Annotated in this window: 15 protein-coding genes; 12 read left to right on the forward strand and 3 right to left on the reverse strand. The window is 43.2% G+C overall.

The features are described 5' to 3' along the window. Positions 1 to 225: 225 nt before the first annotated feature. Positions 226 to 1,629, forward strand: coding sequence for a class II fumarate hydratase (gene fumC, locus J7545_RS18165; protein ID WP_318698588.1), 1,404 nt, complete (start codon positions 226 to 228; stop codon positions 1,627 to 1,629). Between the two features lie 147 nt (positions 1,630 to 1,776). Here the strand turns inward: fumC and J7545_RS18170 are convergent, their stop codons facing one another. From J7545_RS18170 to J7545_RS18180, 3 genes are all read right to left on the reverse strand, one after another. Then, positions 1,777 to 2,628, reverse strand: a complete 852-nt coding sequence (locus tag J7545_RS18170) for a TIGR02452 family protein (protein ID WP_318698587.1) — start codon at positions 2,626 to 2,628, stop codon at positions 1,777 to 1,779. Between the two features lie 170 nt (positions 2,629 to 2,798). Continuing rightward, positions 2,799 to 2,915, reverse strand: coding sequence for a photosystem II reaction center protein I (locus J7545_RS18175; protein WP_318698586.1), 117 nt, complete (start codon positions 2,913 to 2,915; stop codon positions 2,799 to 2,801). 145 nt (positions 2,916 to 3,060) lie between these two features. Beyond that, complete coding sequence (locus J7545_RS18180) at positions 3,061 to 4,122, reverse strand: hypothetical protein (RefSeq protein ID WP_318698585.1); 1,062 nt, start codon at positions 4,120 to 4,122, stop codon at positions 3,061 to 3,063. Between the two features lie 103 nt (positions 4,123 to 4,225). Between J7545_RS18180 and J7545_RS18185 the strand changes: the two genes are divergently transcribed. The 11 genes from J7545_RS18185 to J7545_RS18235 all read left to right on the forward strand — a co-directional run bounded on the left by J7545_RS18185 (position 4,226) and on the right by J7545_RS18235 (position 16,475). After that, positions 4,226 to 7,288 carry an alpha-mannosidase gene (locus tag J7545_RS18185; protein WP_318719951.1) on the forward strand — a complete coding sequence of 1,021 codons (3,063 nt, stop codon included), beginning with the start codon at positions 4,226 to 4,228 and terminating at the stop codon, positions 7,286 to 7,288. A gap of 175 nt (positions 7,289 to 7,463) precedes the next feature. Next, positions 7,464 to 7,739: an RNA-binding protein gene (locus J7545_RS18190; RefSeq protein ID WP_318698583.1), complete on the forward strand. Its 276-nt coding sequence runs from the start codon at positions 7,464 to 7,466 to the stop codon at positions 7,737 to 7,739. 64 nt (positions 7,740 to 7,803) lie between these two features. Beyond that, positions 7,804 to 7,929, forward strand: a complete 126-nt coding sequence (locus J7545_RS18195) for a hypothetical protein (protein ID WP_318719952.1) — start codon at positions 7,804 to 7,806, stop codon at positions 7,927 to 7,929. A gap of 85 nt (positions 7,930 to 8,014) precedes the next feature. After that, positions 8,015 to 8,299: an RNA-binding protein gene (locus tag J7545_RS18200; RefSeq protein ID WP_318698582.1), complete on the forward strand. Its 285-nt coding sequence runs from the start codon at positions 8,015 to 8,017 to the stop codon at positions 8,297 to 8,299. Between the two features lie 264 nt (positions 8,300 to 8,563). Next, the gene (locus J7545_RS18205; protein ID WP_318698581.1) at positions 8,564 to 8,851 is read left to right on the forward strand and encodes an RNA-binding protein; all 288 of its coding nucleotides are present in this window, start codon (positions 8,564 to 8,566) and stop codon (positions 8,849 to 8,851) included. Positions 8,852 to 9,023: 172 nt separating this feature from the next. Further along, a complete protein-coding gene (gene cbiQ / locus J7545_RS18210; RefSeq protein WP_318698580.1) occupies positions 9,024 to 9,794 on the forward strand; it encodes a cobalt ECF transporter T component CbiQ in 771 nt (256 codons plus the stop codon). 37 nt (positions 9,795 to 9,831) lie between these two features. Next, positions 9,832 to 12,057, forward strand: a complete 2,226-nt coding sequence (locus J7545_RS18215) for an ATP-binding protein (RefSeq protein WP_318719953.1) — start codon at positions 9,832 to 9,834, stop codon at positions 12,055 to 12,057. Positions 12,058 to 12,168: 111 nt separating this feature from the next. Beyond that, on the forward strand, positions 12,169 to 12,609 hold the full coding sequence (locus J7545_RS18220) for a response regulator (RefSeq protein WP_318719954.1): 441 nt from the start codon (positions 12,169 to 12,171) through the stop codon (positions 12,607 to 12,609). A gap of 145 nt (positions 12,610 to 12,754) precedes the next feature. Next, entirely contained in the window at positions 12,755 to 15,007 is a 2,253-nt protein-coding gene (locus tag J7545_RS18225) for an EAL domain-containing protein (protein ID WP_318719955.1), read from the forward strand. A 173-nt stretch (positions 15,008 to 15,180) separates the two neighbouring features. Then, the gene (locus tag J7545_RS18230) at positions 15,181 to 15,315 is read left to right on the forward strand and encodes a hypothetical protein (RefSeq protein ID WP_318719956.1); all 135 of its coding nucleotides are present in this window, start codon (positions 15,181 to 15,183) and stop codon (positions 15,313 to 15,315) included. 182 nt (positions 15,316 to 15,497) lie between these two features. Continuing rightward, complete coding sequence (locus J7545_RS18235) at positions 15,498 to 16,475, forward strand: filamentous hemagglutinin N-terminal domain-containing protein (protein WP_318719957.1); 978 nt, start codon at positions 15,498 to 15,500, stop codon at positions 16,473 to 16,475. Positions 16,476 to 16,808 lie beyond the last annotated feature (333 nt).

Below are 16,808 nucleotides of genomic sequence, written 5' to 3' on the forward strand. Positions count from 1 at the left end.
TTAAATGGGGCATTTTTTCAATTACCACTCTCACCCACTTGCCATAGGTTTGAGGCACTTCCTTTCTCATTGCCTCCACCTCTTCATTACTCCTGTACCTCTTCATTCTCTCTCAATTCTTAAAATCATTCACTTGTAAGCCTCCCCATCCTCCCCATCCCCCCTCTTTGCGGGATTTCCAAGTCACTCTACAATCTAAGAGATTAGGAGATGGAGAACCAGGATATGACGCAAGAAGCTGCCAAGACTCGGATTGAAACGGATAGTATGGGGGAAATTGAGGTACAGAACGATCGCTATTGGGGAGCGCAAACCCAGCGATCGCTCAAATATTTCTCGATTGGTCATAATTTTATCCCTCAAGAAGTGATTGTGGCGTTTGCTATCTTGAAAAAAGCCGCCGCAATCACCAATCAGGAACTCAATAAACTCCCGGAAGAAAAAGAAAAATTAATTACCAAAGCAGCCGATGAAATTATTGCCGGTAAGCTTAACGATCATTTTCCCCTGCGCGTGTGGATGACAGGAAGTGGGACGCAGTGCAATATGAACGTCAATGAGGTGATTGCAAATCGGGCGATCGCCTTTGCAGGAGGAAAATTGGGCAGCAAAACCCCCATCCATCCCAACGATCATGTCAATATGTCCCAGTCATCTAATGATACCTTTCCCACCGCGATGCACATTGCCGCAGTTTTGGCGCTCCATCAACACCTGATTCCCAAGGTGACAAAAATGCGGGATGCCCTGCAAAAGAAATCAGAAGCGTTTGCCGATATTGTCAAAATTGGCCGCACCCATCTCCAAGATGCCGTTCCCCTTACCCTCGGTCAAGAGTTTTCGGGTTATGGTGTCCAATTGACCGCAGACTTGAAGCGCATCGAACAAACCCTACCCGACCTGTATGAATTGGCACTCGGAGGAACCGCCGTTGGCACGGGGTTAAACGCACCAAAAGGCTTTGCTCAAATGGTGGCCCGAAAAATTCACCATTTAACCGGATATCCCTTTATTTCTGCACCGAATAAATTCGCCGCAATTGCCGCCCATGATGCCATTATTATGACCAGTGGGGCGTTAAAAACATTGGCCTGTTCCCTGATGAAAATTGCCAATGATATTCGCTTTTTAGGCAGCGGTCCGCGCTGTGGTTTAGGAGAGTTAATCCTACCAGAAAATGAGCCGGGATCTTCGATCATGCCGGGGAAGGTGAATCCCACGCAGTGCGAAGCGATGACTATGGTTGCAGCTCAGGTCATTGGTTATGATACCGCCATTAGTATTGCCGGTTCTCAAGGGCATTTTGAACTGAATGTTTTCAAGCCCATGATGATCTTTAATTTGTTGGAATCAATGACATTATTGGGCGATACTTGCAATAATTTTACCAATTTTCTGCTGGATGGACTGCAAGCGAACCAGAAACAAATCAATACTTATTTAAACGAGTCATTAATGTTGGTAACAGCACTGAGTCCGGCGATCGGCTATGATAATGCAGCGAAGGTTGCCCATTATGCCCTAGACAAAGACTTAACCTTAAAGCAAGCCTGTTTAGAACTAGGCTATATTTCTGCTGAAGAATTCGATCGCATTGTCGTTCCCGAAAAAATGGTTTATCCCCAGTAGATTCTAATTAACATTGGTGTTGGTTAAGCGATCATTGTAGCGAATTTGTGGGGCCGCTTTGTAAAAACCGTGTGCGGTGTCAATAGCGGGTGCATAACAGTAAATCCCAGTTTCCTTGACAAAGGCGATCGTTTGTTTTTTGAAACTTTATGAGGTGGAACTAAATCGGTGTTCAAATTCAGCTAAGATGTGTTGCTGTTTGTCCGAGGAGAGTACAGAGAATAATATAGTTTTGAATCGTCCCCAAAAGGATTGATGGGGTAAAAGAAAGTCAGCAAAAGTTTGGGCAACCTGTGCAGGATTATTCCTAAAAACGCCACATCCCCAAGCCCCTAAGACTAAAGCATCGCAACCATGATGTGCCGCTAGAGTCAAGACTTTACTGGTGCGATCGCGCAATACTTCGGGAATGTGTTGGAGCTGTTTGGGATTATTGCGGGTTATTGCCCCAGCATTAGGAGCCGGACTGGTAATAAAATTGACTAGATAGGGAGCCTCTAGCAAGGTGCCATCATCTTGGCGAAAAACAGGACAATGGGCTGAATAAATCATCCGATTGGAGTACAAGAGATCGCGATGGGCGCGATGATAGTCGTAGTATTGGCGGCATCGAGTTAAACTCTGGTACAGTGCCGAACTGCGAGCTAAACTTTCTTCCTGAGCGTGAGCGCCATTGAGGAATCCACCTCCGGGATTTTTAGAGGAGGCAAAATTAAGCACTCCAATTTTTTCAAAGTCTTGCGATCGCGCGAGACGCTCTGCACCCACTAACGCCGTTTCATTCCTGACGATAAACTCCGTATACTCAAACTGGGGAGCCACAGACAGAACCTGATTTTCAAGGGTAATTAGGGCTTCGGGTTCATAGTATCTTGTGCCTGCTAAACAGGTTTTAATTTCTCGCTGGATATTGACCAGTTGCCCTTGCTCGCTATGATAAGAGCCAGTATTCAGAATATTCAGTGTATCTTGGGCGATCGCCCTACGTTTCATCTTCATCTCGATACCTCGAAACCCAAGAATGATTTAAAAGCGCAAACTTACCTCGACAAAGATATTGGCATTGCAGGTAACTACCCTATCAAAAGAGATTGCGCTACCGGAAGGACATCAAGTAGCGCAAATTGCAAAAAAGCAATGGATATTTCCGTATTATAACCCAAAAATGATTACTCTAAGTCGCGACGACCGGGGTTACGAGAGGGGTCACTCGATAGGAACCCAAATACAAATAAAGCTGCAAAGAAAAGCACAACGATATTAACAACGATTTTGAGCGTGAGCATTTATGTTTCTCCGAACAGATAGGCTTTGGATCATCATATCGAAATTTGGCTGAAAAACCTAGTAGAGGATGGGGGACAGGGAGATATAGGGAGGCAGGCGTTCCCTGAGCGGAGTCGAAGGAAGCGGAGATTACTCATGACTCATTCAAACTTCTTCATTGAGCCAACGTAAGACTTTAATCACCTGTTCTTCTGCTTTAAGAAAGAGGCGATCGAGCCAGAGCAAGAATTTTTCCGTAGGCGATAGGATATATTCATGGCCAGTGGCTTGAGTTTCAATATAATCTGGTGCAGATTCTGGAGTGCTGGACGCTTGCGGTTGACTGATGGATGAGGGTTCGGTGCGATCGCCAATTGTACCAAATAACTCTTCTGAGCTTAACCACGGATCGTCAGTTTTGATAAATGCGGTTTGGGCGATAGGTTGGGGGGAGGGAGTTTTGGGTTTAGAGCGTTGTTCGGATGAGCGATTAGAGTTAAAGCCTGTAGGAGGATGCAGATCTAAAAAAGTCAGCCAAGGGGCGTTAGCGCTCAAGGTGTTCAGTTGGGCAATGGGCTGGGGTTGGTGGGTTTGAGATTCACCAAAGCTGTCAATCGCTAGAGCAACTTCACTTTGTTCCATCCAAGCCATCAGTTGCCAGAAGCGCCGTATGGGGGGAAATAGGTGGGGGCGTTGAGCAAGGATAGACAAGGGAATATGAGGTAGGGAAGTTGCAGAAGGGGGGAGGAGTTTTTGGACGATCGCCTGTTGAATGGTTTGCTGCTGTTGGGGCGTTAAAATATCAAGGGTTTGATTGGTTTGGGAGACGAGGACTAATTTGCCAGAGTTGAGTTGACTGGCAATACCTTGCAGCAGTTGTTTAGAAACAGGATAGGGACTTGAGGGAGTCGGTTGAACCAGAGAAGGAAGTTTAACCGGCGGGTTGAGTTGGGTGACTTCCTGTAAAATTTCCAAAATGGAGGTATCGGGTTCTGTTTCTTGAGGTTCTGGGGAGTTCAGCCAAGGGGTGACGTTCTGCTGAAATTGATGATTAATGGTGCGCCCGCTTTGGAAGAGCCAATAAATGGGATAAACCATGACTTGGAGCGTCCATTCTGCGGCTACTTTTAGGTGGCGGAGGGCGCGGGTTCCCCGGTCAATCCATTGCTGAGAATGGTATTGAAACCTATTTAAAATCCGACTTTGATAGCGATCGCCAAGAGTCATGTTTTCCCCTCTTAACCCATATGATTGTTTTATTCTATAGCATTTGCGATCGGGGGACGGGGTGGGGAAGATGGGGCAATTATCACTTACCAATTACTAATTTATGACTTTCTTTCAACAAACGCTGGATCGGTTGCGATCGCTCACTTGCTTAGATCTACAATCTCAATGGTTATGCTGCCCTGACGATCTTCGGGTTAATCAGGGGGTTGATCCTGAGATTTGGTTGTCCTGGAGTCCCGTTGAGATCAACGCTAAAGGTCATGTGGCTTGGGAAAAAGGTCAAGTCCTCTGGTTCGGACAACACTTTACTGTTCCTGCACAGTTGCAAGGATATCCCCTAGAAGGATTATGCCTCAGATGGAGCCTGATGTGGTGGGCAGAGGTGGCGCAGGTATTTGTTAATGGGGAATGTGTCCAGGAAGGGGATCTGTTTGATTGTGCCACTCGGATTTTATTGAGTCCAGAAGTTGTCCCTGGAATGGAGTTTAATTTGGCTGTACGCTTGGTAAGTCCGGGGCACGATCCGGGGGCTATGGTCCGAAGTTTAGCTCTGTTTGAGGGGCAAACAACGGTCGATCCGGGGTTTATTGCCGATGAGCTAGAAACTTTGTTTTTGTCTGGAGCGGATGATCCGGAGTTTTTAGAGGGGCTGATGGGGGCAATTTCCGGGTTAGACTGGTCTAAGATTGGCGATCGCCCTGAGTTTAATCGTCAGTTAGAGGCATTGGGCGATCGTCTATTCTCCCTTAATCTTCCCCCTAGTCCCCAGATTTTCCTCCTTAGCCATGCTCATCTCGACTTAGCTTGGTTATGGCCAGTTTCGGAAACCTGGGAAGCAGCACAGCGAACATTTACATCCGTGTTGCAATTGCAGACAGAATTTCCTGAGCTTACCTTTGGTCATTCTACTCCCGCCTTGTATGCTTGGCTCGAACATCATCAGCCCCATTTATTTAATGCTATCAAAAATCGAGTTCGCGAAGGCAGATGGGAAATCATTGCTGGCTTGTGGGTTGAACCCGAATTTAATTTAGTTAGTGGCGAATCAATTATTCGTCAAGTCTTGTATGGACAACGCTATATTCGCGAACATTTTGGAGTCTTAAACCGGGTCGCTTGGTTGCCCGATAGTTTTGGATTTTGTTGGCAATTACCACAAATTTTAAAGTTAGGAAAGATTGATTATTTTGTGACTCAAAAGCTCCGTTGGAATGATACCAATGAGTTTCCCCATGAAGTATTTTTCTGGCAAGGTTTGGATGGTACTCAGATATTAAGTCTGATGTCTGCACCCATTGGTGAAGGGATTGATCTGGTCAAGTTAACCCGTTATGCCATGGAGAGCAAAGAGAGGACAGGGAAAGCGCAAGTCCTTGGTTTACCAGGGGTTGGCGATCATGGAGGGGGGCCGAGTCGGGATATGCTGGAGTTGGGGAGGCGATCGCAAGCATCTCGCATTTTTCCCCGCCTTCAGTTCACCAAAGCTCACACTTATTTAGACCATTTAGCCCAAGAAAAAGACTATCCCATTTGGGCCGATGAATTATACTTAGAATTTCATCGGGGCTGTTATACCAGTCATGCCGATCAGAAATTTTATAATCGCCGTTGCGAGCGGTTGTTATACCAAGCAGAACTCTGGTCAAGTTGTGCGAGTTTATTAATGGGATATGACTATCCTCAAGCCAGGTTAGAGCAGGCTTGGAAATCGGTATTATTTAATCAATTTCATGATATTTTACCAGGGTCTTCGATTCCGGAAGTCTTTCAAGAAGCCAATCAGGAATGGCAACAGGTTATTGAAACAACAGAAGAAATCATTCAGCAGGCTTTAGGGGCAATCGCCTCTCAAATTTCCTTTCCCGAACCTCCTGCTTTTGGGGCACAACCCCTCCTGATTTTCAATCCCCTCAACTGGTTCCGTTCTGAGGTCGTATCTATAACTTTGCCAGAAGGGATTCTATCGGCTAAAATTTTGGATTCAGATGGCCAAGAGTGGGTTAGTCAAATTGAAAATAATTTAATCTACTTCTTGACTCCCAATATTCCGTCAGTGGGCTATCAACTGGTTTGGTTCGTGCCGAATACTGAACCGGTTTTATCCGTAGATTATCCTAGGGAGTTCACACTCAAAAACGAATCCCTTGAAGTCACCCTCGATCCGGCAACTGGAGATATCCTAGAATTGTGCGATCGCCAGAATCATCGCTCAGTCCTTAGAGGTTTAGGCAATCAACTACAAGCATTTGTCGATCGAGGGCAATATTGGGACGCTTGGAATATTGATCCTGATTATCAGAAGTTTCCTTTGCCACCAACACAATTAGAATCGATGGACTGGGAAACCTATGGAAAACTGGTGAAAACGATTAAAGTAGTTCGCACGATTGGCCATTCTAAAATCACTCAGTATTATACCTTGTTTGGCAATGAAAATCAACTGAGAATTACCACTTGTGTGAATTGGAAAGAACGTCACACGCTTTTGAAAGTAAGCTTTCCAGTCCAGCTACAAGCCGATTATATGACATATGAAATCCCCTGTGGTGCAATTCGCCGTTCTACCCATTTCAAGACGGAGCAAGATCGGGCAAAATGGGAAGTGCCTGCTCTCAACTGGGCAGATCTAACCGATGAGGTTCAAAACTATGGTGTGAGTCTACTAACGGATTATAAGTCGGGGTACGATCCCCATCCAGATCAATTGCGATTAAGTTTACTGCGCGGCTCAACTTGGCCCGATCCAGAGGCCGATTTAGGAGAGCATGAATTTAAGTATGCACTCTATCCCCATGGCGGCAGTTGGCAAGCAGCAGGAACAGTCCAACGGGGATATGAATTGAATTGTCTTTTACAAGTTTATCCCGGTTCCTTATCGGATCGCGATCAACCCGGAAGCGAGAAGAGTAGACTCAGTTATTTAGAGTTCTCGTCAACTGCTTTGATTTTGACTACTTTTAAGAGATCTGAAGATAATCCGTATCATTGGATCGTTAGAGGTTATGAGTCTCAAGGAACAACTGAGCGCATAGAGGTGAAAAATAACCTAGGTCTTGATTATGGAAACCGGGTTAATTTATTAGAAGAAGAGGACGGAAATACCTCGTTAGAGATTCAACCTTGGGAAATCCTGGCATTGAAGTTCCGCCAAGAGCAGATCTAGAAGGTGACGCTTAGAGCTAAAGTAAAGGAACATTAATTATGAATCATAATTGTTTCCCCATGCTAAACTAAGGACTGAAGACTTTGATCGGTAGATCCCTTAGTTCGCTTACATTGGCTTGAAGGGTAAGATCCGAATCTAAACTTCTATTTGCTATTGATTCTAGAGGTAATGCATGACTGTATATGTTGGTAATCTTTCTTTTCAGGCCAGTGAAGAGGATATCAGAGAGATATTTGAAGATTATGGAACGGTGGACAAAGTGTCTTTGCCTCTTGACCGTGAATCAGGCAAGAAGCGCGGCTTTGCTTTTGTAGAGATGAATACGGAAGCCGAAGAGGACGCGGCAATAGAGTCCCTTGATGGAGCTGAGTGGATGGGTAGAGTGCTCAAAGTAAATAAGGCTAAACCTCGTGAACCCCGTGGTGGAAATCGCAATCGAGGGTTTTAACACCAAGAAGAGTGTGAGAATAAAGGGGGGTTAAAAATCAATGGTAAGGCGATCGCCAAAAAGAATGAAGTTAACTTTCGATCGGGGGGTCGCCAACCTATTTTTAACCAAAACAGTTGGCCGGGAAAAGAATCTTTATCAAGGAGCTATATCAGCTCTGGTCTGTGCTAAACTGTCTACTGAAGACTAAAATCGGTAGATCACTGTGTTTGTGTTAATGCTTGGCGTATCTCCGAATAGCAACTTCTGCACCTAAATGATTCCGGAGGTATCGCATGTCCGTTTATATTGGTAATTTATCTTATAAAGTCAACGAAGAGGATGTTAGAGAGGTCTTTACTGAATATGGTAGTGTAACGCGGGTGAGTTTGCCCGTTGACAAGGAAACTGGGCGTAAGCGTGGCTTTGGTTTTGTGGAAATGGAAACTGAAGCGGAAGAAGACAAAGCTATTGATGAACTTGACGGCGCTGAATGGATGGACCGAGTTTTGAAAGTGAATAAAGCCAAACCCCGTGAACAACGGTCAAACAACAAGGGATTTTCCCGTTCGCGCTACTAAGACGTAATATCCATGAGGGGATTCAGCCATAATCAGAGCGCTCTGACGGACTGAATCTTCTGTCGCTCCAACGTTTTAGGCTTCGAGCAAGCTGATTTGTTCAAAAGCTTATCTGCTACTTTAGCACTTCGTTACCCAGTTAATTGACCAGTAATTGTGCCTTAATTAACAGTAGAGGGCGATCGAGTCTTCAACTGTGACCCTAGCCCATGCGAAGTGCTAGATCAATGTATACACCTAATCCATTCATTCTAGAGGTAATTCATGACAATTTATATCGGTAATTTATCTTATGATGCCACGGAAGACGATCTCAGGGTCGTTTTTACAGACTACGGTTCCGTCAAGCGAGTCACTTTACCGACTGACCGGGAAACGGGGCGTATCAGAGGTTTTGCTTTTGTCGATATGCAAGAAGATGCAGAAGAAGAAAGTGCTATTTCGAGCCTTGATGGGGCAGAATGGATGGGTCGCCAGCTTAGAGTCAATAAGGCTAAACCCCGTGAGGATAACAGAGGAGGAGGAGGAGGACGGCGCAGAGATCGATACTAAGATCTAAGTAGTTTTAAGTAGAGGCTCTTCCTCAGATTGAACGTGAAGTTAGACTCTCCAGATTCATCTGGTATTGAGACTATAACTCTTCAAATCCCAAAAATCACTCAGACACAGAAAACCCAGAATTTTTTTGGTGTTGTTTGTGTCTTTTTTAAGGCCTGATATCAATATGAGATTAGAACTCGATACTTACGCCGATCTCAACTCTCCTATGCATCGCTGGGAACCTCGATGTAAGTTCATTGGATTAATGGGGTTGATTTTTTCGTTTTCAGGGATTCAATCTTTAATCTTGTTACCCGTAATCTTAGGAATAACATTAGTATTCTACGTTATTTCTCGGCTTCCCTGGTCTTTTTTACGCCAACGCTTGCGCTATCCGAGCTGGTTTTTGTTGGGCATTGTAATCTTTTTACCCTTTATTGCGGGAGAAACCGTCCTGTGGGAATGGGGAGTAGTTTCCGTGCGTTTGGAAGGATGTTTGGCCGTCATTTTAATCAGTGTACGGTTTTTCTGTATTTTGGTTTTGGCTTTAATTTTGTTTGGTACTGCCCCATTTTTAATCATGATTAAGGCGATGGGACAATTGGGGTTGCCTTTGGTTTTGGGGGATATGATGCTTTTGAGCTATCGTTATTTAACAGAATTTGGCGATCGCTTGAAAACACTAAAAATAGCGTCTCGTTTGCGGGGTTTTGATCCCAAGCGATTCAGTTGGCGCAACATTCAAACCTTAGCCGCTTTAATGGGAACCTTGTTGGTGAGAACCTATGAGCAGTCAGAGAGGGTGTATCAGGCTATGCGTTTGCGGGGGTATGGTCACAATCGTAGCATGTTAAAATATGCCTCATCAATCGATCCCCCAGATTACATCGCGACTCTAGGAGTTTTGGGGATTGCTCTTGGGTTGGCGATCGCTCAAATCCTCCTCAACTCTTGATCCTTGCTCTTTTTGATTCGTCACTCGGAGAGATCCTATGTTACTCAATTATGGAAGAGAAATTCCTCCCTACGAACAAGATATTGCTCGTATCGGCTGTATTCAAAACCATGGATTTTTGATTGCTCTGGAAGAAGAGAATTTTAGAGTTGTTTATGCCAGCGACAATATTGAAGATCTCTTTGGACTACCCCCACAAGAATTACTGGGTCAGAATGTGGATGTCCTAATATCTCGAAAGCGCTTAAAACAAGAGATTACTAAACTTTCTGAATCTTCGAGCTTCATGATTCATGCCAGACTGAAAAGTCAAAAGCCATCTCGTAAAGTACTTCCTGTTTCCATTCATCGCAATTTAGATAATCTGATTATTCTGGAATTTGAGAACAACCGATCCGGGAAATCATCTGATATGGGGTTAACCTTAGAACTCACGCAGGAAATCAGTAAAAAACTCAAGGTAGACACGGATTTACAACGGTCGTGTGAAACCTTGGCACAAGAAATAAAAAGAATCACTCAATTCGATCGAGTGATGATTTACCAATACGATCAAGAGTTTAATGGACAAGTTATTGCCGAAGCTAAAAATGCTGAGATAGAACCCTTTCTGGGTTTGCATTTCCCAAAACAAGATACTCAATTTTGTTTGGAAATCTTAGAAGAAATTTGGTCGAGGATGATTCCAGATGTTCAATCTAAGACCATCCCCATACTATCGGATAAACAAAATGTTGGCGAGCAATCCTTGAATTTAACCCATTCTATTCTACGGGGACATACAAGTTGCCATCAGGAATATCTAAAAAACATGGGAGTTGGGGCAAGTTTAGTCTTGTCTTTAAAGAAGGAAGGAAAACTATGGGGACTGGTATCTTGCCACCATTGTAGCCCGAAATATGTATCCCATAAAGTGAGGCAAGTTGGAGAATTTATTTGTCAGCTTTTTTCGATAGAATTGAGTACAAAAACCGATCATGAAATTTATGAATATCGAGTCGAATCAAGTGGCGTTCAATCCCAACTTCTGGCATTCATGGGTCGGGATCATACCTTTATTGATGGTTTAGTGAACCATAAACCTAATTTATTGGATTTAGTCAATGCCCAAGGGGCTGCTATTTTCTGGAATGGATCGTATATTACTCTGGGTCTAACCCCAGAAGAAAAAGATATAACACAGCTCATTGAATGGCTAGATCGTCATCTAAAAGACGATCTTTTTTATACTCAATGTTTATCTAAAGTCTATCCTCAAGCAGAGGTTTTTGAGCAAATATCTGTCGGTTTATTGGCAGTGCATATTTCCAAAGAAAATTATCTGCTCTGGTTTCGACCAGAAGTTTTACAGACCATCACTTGGGGCGGCAATCCGTATGAAAAGCAAGAAATTTGGGATAAAAATAACCAGCTCAAGCTATTGCCTCGCAATTCTTTTGAAGCCTGGAAAGAAATCATTCGTGGGACATCTTTGCCCTGGGAAAACCATGAAATTGAAGCGGCAAAAGAATTGCGAAAATCGCTAATTCATATCATCTTAAATCAAGTGGATGAATTATCGAAGTTGACTAGAGAATTAGAGCGATCTAATGCCGAGCTGGAAAAATTTGCTTATATTACTTCCCACGATCTACAGGAACCGTTGAATCTGATTGCTAGTTATGTAGAATTGCTGGAAATGCGCTATGAAGATCGATTCGATAAAGATGGAAAAGACTTCTTAGGTTTTGTGGTGGAAGGGGTGAGCCATATGCAAGGTTTGATTGATGATTTGTTGGCTTATTCAAGAGTGGGAAGAAAAGATGAAGAGTTTGTTTGGATAAATGCAGAAGATAGTCTGAAACGGAGTTTGGTCAACTTACAGATTCGGATTGCCGAAGTGAAAGCTCAGATTACCTATGATTCTCTTCCTAATATTCTGGGCGATACAACCCAATTAACACAACTGTTTCAGAATTTAATTAGTAATGCTCTCAAGTTTCACCGGGATAATATTTCCCAGGTTCATATTGGAGTTCGAGAGCAAAGAGAAGAATGGTTGTTTTCAGTACAAGATAATGGGATTGGTATTGAGAAAGAAATGGCCGATCGTATTTTTACCATTTTCCAACGTCTTCATACCCGTGAAGAATACGAAGGTACAGGCATTGGACTGGCTATTTGTAAAAAAATAGTTGAAGTTCATGGCGGTAAAATATGGGTGGAATCCGAAGTAGGTCAAGGGTCAACTTTTTATTTTACTATTCCTAAGCAGACTGTCTAGATGCGACATCGGTTAAGGTGTAACTGGATTAGACTTGACATTGCCAATCCCCATGGTTATTATTGCTCAAAAGTGCTTAATATTTTTTAACAAAAATAGGCTGTAATTTAAATGACTAATTTGGATCAAGTTCATCGGATTTTAATGATCGAGGATAATTCGGCCCATGTGCGTTTAATTCAGGAAGGGTTTAAACAAATTACTCGGCCATATCAGATTCGATCTGTAGATAATGGAGTAGATGCGATCGCCTATTTACGTTCTGAACCTCCATTTACAGAACGTCTTCTTCCTGATTTAGTGCTGCTTGACTTAAATTTACCCCGAAAAAATGGTCGAGAAGTGCTAGCAGAAATTAAAACCGATCCTAAACTTAAACATATCCCTATTTTGATTTTAAGTACATCTCAACGGCCAGAAGATATCCAAGAAAGCTACCAGTTACATGCCAATTGTTATCTTCATAAACCTAACAATCTGAAACAACTTTTTCATCTGGTTGAGCAAATTGAAACGTTTTGGTTTCGCACGGTTTCCCTTCCTCTGACTTGATCCCTAACAGTTTTAGCGAGGATTGTTAATTTTTGTAAATAGAATAAAGCTTTGATGTTCTAATTGAGACGAATCCTTCTAGAATATAGAAATAAGTTGAAAAACTGTAATATAAAATCTAAATTCTTAAGAAGGGTGATTGACGGTGGAAGACCCCTTAGTTCAAATTCAGATCCTTTTAATTGAAGACAATCGTGCTGAAGCTCGTCTACTACAGGAGCGTTTGAAACAAGCGCCTTCTATGGAGGTTGAGCTTACCCATGTGAGTCGGTTATCAGAAGCTCTCAATCAACTAGAAGAGCAGGTGTTTAAGATAATCTTGCTGGATTTGAGTTTACCGGATGCTCAAGGGCTAGAGTCCCTAAATCCTCTGATGGAGAAAGTACCAGATGTACCAATTATTGTATTGACAAATAATACGGATAGTGCGTTAGCGGTAGAAGCGGTACGTCAAGGGGCGCAGGATTATTTGATCAAACGACAGTTAAATACGGAGTTGCTGACGCGATCGCTGCGCTACGCGATTGAACGGAAACAATCCTCTGATGCTCTGCGAAAAGCTAACGAAACCTTAGAACAGCGAGTGATTCAGCGTACGACTGATTTGGTACAAGCTAATCTACGCCTAAAACAAGAAATTAGCGATCGCCAGAACCTTGAAGAAGCCCTTCAGCAAGAAAAAGAACTGGCTCAAATCACACTTAATTCTATCGGTGATGCAGTGATTGTCACCAATGTCAATCACCAAATTGAATCTCTCAACCCAGTCGCAGAAAAACTGATGGGTTTAACCAGTTATGCGACTCAAGGTAGATCGGTTAGTCAAATTTTCTCTAACAGCGATATTAAGCAAAAACCAATTGAAATCCTGATTCATCAATGCCTGACCACAGGAAAAATTGTTAAAGTCTCTAACTACGCCCTTTACTTTAAGAGCGATCGCCAACATTATATTATTGAACTGTGCATTGCGCCCATTCGCTTAAAGGGTAATCTCCTAGTGGGAACCGTGATTGTTTGCCGAGATGTCACTTCAGCCCGTAACCTCGCCCATCAACTCTCTTGGCAAGCAAGCCACGATCCCCTCACCGGTTTAATTAATCGCCGAGAATTTGAGCAATGCCTCAAAGCTGCTCTTGAGGAAACCCATCAATTGAATCAACAGCATATTTTATGCTATTTAGACTTAGATCAATTCAAAATCGTTAATGATACCTGTGGCCATTCTGCCGGAGATCAACTGCTGCGTCAAATTACCGGTATTCTACAAAGTAATATTCGCAAAACTGATACCTTTGGTCGTCTAGGCGGAGATGAATTTGGATTATTATTGCATTATTGTTCCGTGGGTGAAGGGCAAAAAGTTGCGCAAAAAATCATTGAAACCATTCAAAGTTTTCGCTTCGTTTGGGAAGATAAACTCTTTACGATAGGAGTGAGTATTGGCTTAGTCCCGATCGATCGATCCATTGAAAATGAACATATTGCCCTGAGTGCTGCCGATACGGCTATGTATGCCGCTAAAGAAGGGGGACGTAACCGGATTCATATTTACCAAATCGAAGATCGAGAAGTGGTGAAACGGCAAGGCGATATGGAATGGGTTGCTCGCATTAATCGTGCCCTAGAAGAGAATCAATTTTGCTTGTATATCCAACAAATTGTTCCTCTAAATTCCAGGTCTAACACTCGACTTTTTGGCGAACTGTTTATCCGTATGATTGATGGAAAAGGAACTCTTGTTCCTCCCATGGCTTTTCTACCAGCGGCTGAACGTTACGATCTGATGCCAGCAATCGATCGATGGGTGATTCGCCATTTATTTCAACAGTTATCCGATCAGATTAGTCAAAGATCGGGGGGGCAATATAATCGCTTATTGAAGCCGATTTATTTGATTAATTTATCGGGGGCAAGTTTTAATGATGTTTCGTTTTTAAAGTTCCTCAAAGAACAATTTTGGTTATATCATATTCCCCCCTCTCTAATTGGGTTTGAAATTACTGAAACGGTTGCCATTACGCACTTGAATCAGGCGGTCAGATTTATTACAGAGTTAAAAGAATTGGGATGTCAATTTGCCTTGGATGATTTTGGCAGTGGCATGTCCTCGTTTACTTATTTGAAACAATTGCCGATTGATTACTTAAAGATTGATGGAGCGTTTATTAAGAGTTTAATAGAGGATCGAATGAATCGAGTAATGGTGGAATCAATTCAGCGTATTGCTCAAGTGATGGGGTTAAAAACGATTGCTGAATCCATTGAAAATGAAGAAATTTTAGCGGAAGTGAAAGCCTTGGGGATTAACTATGCTCAGGGTTATGGAATTCATAAACCCCACCGGTTTACCCTGGAAAAAAAGTTGGAATTGATGTATAGTGCTTTGCCTGGGTAATGGGGAATGGGGAATAGGGAATAGGGACTTTTTGTGTTTGGAGTGTGTCCCTAATTCCCCTATCTCTCCAAGAAATGTGACGTTTTATTACGATTTTCGGGAATTTGCATAAAATTACCCTGAAAAAATAGAGATCCTTATAGAAGTGCATAAATTTAATTAGGGATGGAGCCATGAATTATCGCTATCGATTGGCGACTCTAGAGGATGCAGAACAAATTGCCCCACTATGGGTGGAATCTGCCGCAGAGCGCCAAGAAATTGACCCATCTATGCGGGTAAAACCAAATTTTGACTTTAATGCTTAATATTCGCCATCAATTGGCTAAACCACTCACCTATGCCTGGGTTTTGGAGGTTGAAGGGGCGATCGCCAGTTGCTTGATTATTTATTTCTCTGAACCATCATTTTTACCTTACCCTTCTCACCTCCACCCTAGGAATCTTTAGCCTCGCCCCCAAAACCCTTACCCAACCAATTATTCCCGCCATGGATGGTACAGGAACCCTCGTCAATACTCAAGGCAATCAATTCAATATTCAAGGCGGACAACTTTCCGGAAATGGACGCAACCTATTCCATAGTCTTGAACAACTCGGATTATCTCAAGGGCAAATTGCCAACTTCATGAGTACTCCTCAAATTCAGAATATTTTAACCCGAGTCAACGGAGGCAATGCCTCCATTATCAACGGTTTAATTCAAGTCTCTGGTGGCAACTCTAACCTCTTCATTATGAATCCTGCCGGAATTGTGTTTGGTCCCAATGCCCAGCTCAATGTTCCCGCCGATTTTATCGCCACTACTGCCACCGCAATTGGCTTGGGTAATGGACAATGGTTTAACGCAGTAGGCGACAATAACTGGAGTCAACTCGTCGGCACGCCCCATGAATTTCGCTTCGATCTTAATGGCTCCGGCAGTATCGTTAACTTCGGAGACTTGAAGCTTTCCGAAGGTTCCAATCTCACTTTAATGGGCGCAAATGTTATTAATCTGGGAACCTTAGAAGCCCCTGGCGGAACCATCAATATCCTCGCCATTCCCGACCAACAAATTATTAGAATTACCCAAGAAGGATACCTATTAAGCCTCGATATTCCCCTAGATGAGAATCAGGAAGAATCCCCAATCACCCCCCTCCAAATTCCCGAACTTCTCACCCATTCAGGACTCGATCATGCCGATCGATTTCAAGTTAACGAACAAGGGCAAATTGTCCTCTCTGGAAGTGGCATAGAAATTCCCGATGTTAATGGAGTCTCCCTCATCTCCGGAACCGTAAATACATCCGCAGAAAATGGCGGTATCATTAACATTATGGGAGAGCGCATCGGAATTATTGACGCAACCCTCAATGTTTCCGGAAGATTTGATGGTGGAACACTGAGAATAGGCGGTGACTTTACAGCGCGAAGCGCTGTATCGCGATTGAAGCCACAAATAATATCACCATTGAAGACCTGAGCAATAATCTGCTACAAGGCTCTCAATATAGATTAACCTTTGTTGCTGATGCTGACAAGGACGGACAAGGCTCATTTTCCATGGATGCAGAAGATAGAATTCACACTGCTGGACCGGTTAATATTTCCGGAGCAGGGCTAAGAATTGGCACAATTTCCACTTCATCCGCAGTGGGAGATAGTACCTCATTACCCCTCTTCTATCACTCTAGGCAGAGGAAAATAAGAAATCAGGCTCAAGGGAGAGAGGAAAGAGGGCAAGACCAGCAAGATTAATCAAGGAAATTAATCGTGGGAACCCCAAAGATAAGTGACCAATAGGAAAGACCTCTAA

The sequence above is a fragment of the Roseofilum sp. SBFL genome, assembly GCF_017746885.1.
GTDB lineage: Bacteria > Cyanobacteriota > Cyanobacteriia > Cyanobacteriales > Desertifilaceae > Roseofilum.

Bases quoted from the DNA above. Each gene is read 5' to 3' on its own strand.
- fumC (WP_318698588.1), top strand. From the start codon at position 226: ATGACGCAAGAAGCTGCCAAGACTCGGATTGAAACGGATAGTATGGGG.
- J7545_RS18170 (WP_318698587.1), bottom strand. From the start codon at position 2,628: ATGAAGATGAAACGTAGGGCGATCGCCCAAGATACACTGAATATTCTG.
- J7545_RS18175 (WP_318698586.1), bottom strand. From the start codon at position 2,915: ATGCTCACGCTCAAAATCGTTGTTAATATCGTTGTGCTTTTCTTTGCA.
- J7545_RS18180 (WP_318698585.1), bottom strand. From the start codon at position 4,122: ATGACTCTTGGCGATCGCTATCAAAGTCGGATTTTAAATAGGTTTCAA.
- J7545_RS18185 (WP_318719951.1), top strand. From the start codon at position 4,226: ATGACTTTCTTTCAACAAACGCTGGATCGGTTGCGATCGCTCACTTGC.
- J7545_RS18190 (WP_318698583.1), top strand. From the start codon at position 7,464: ATGACTGTATATGTTGGTAATCTTTCTTTTCAGGCCAGTGAAGAGGAT.
- J7545_RS18195 (WP_318719952.1), top strand. From the start codon at position 7,804: ATGAAGTTAACTTTCGATCGGGGGGTCGCCAACCTATTTTTAACCAAA.
- J7545_RS18200 (WP_318698582.1), top strand. From the start codon at position 8,015: ATGTCCGTTTATATTGGTAATTTATCTTATAAAGTCAACGAAGAGGAT.
- J7545_RS18205 (WP_318698581.1), top strand. From the start codon at position 8,564: ATGACAATTTATATCGGTAATTTATCTTATGATGCCACGGAAGACGAT.
- cbiQ (WP_318698580.1), top strand. From the start codon at position 9,024: ATGAGATTAGAACTCGATACTTACGCCGATCTCAACTCTCCTATGCAT.
- J7545_RS18215 (WP_318719953.1), top strand. From the start codon at position 9,832: ATGTTACTCAATTATGGAAGAGAAATTCCTCCCTACGAACAAGATATT.
- J7545_RS18220 (WP_318719954.1), top strand. From the start codon at position 12,169: ATGACTAATTTGGATCAAGTTCATCGGATTTTAATGATCGAGGATAAT.
- J7545_RS18230 (WP_318719956.1), top strand. From the start codon at position 15,181: ATGAATTATCGCTATCGATTGGCGACTCTAGAGGATGCAGAACAAATT.
- J7545_RS18235 (WP_318719957.1), top strand. From the start codon at position 15,498: ATGGATGGTACAGGAACCCTCGTCAATACTCAAGGCAATCAATTCAAT.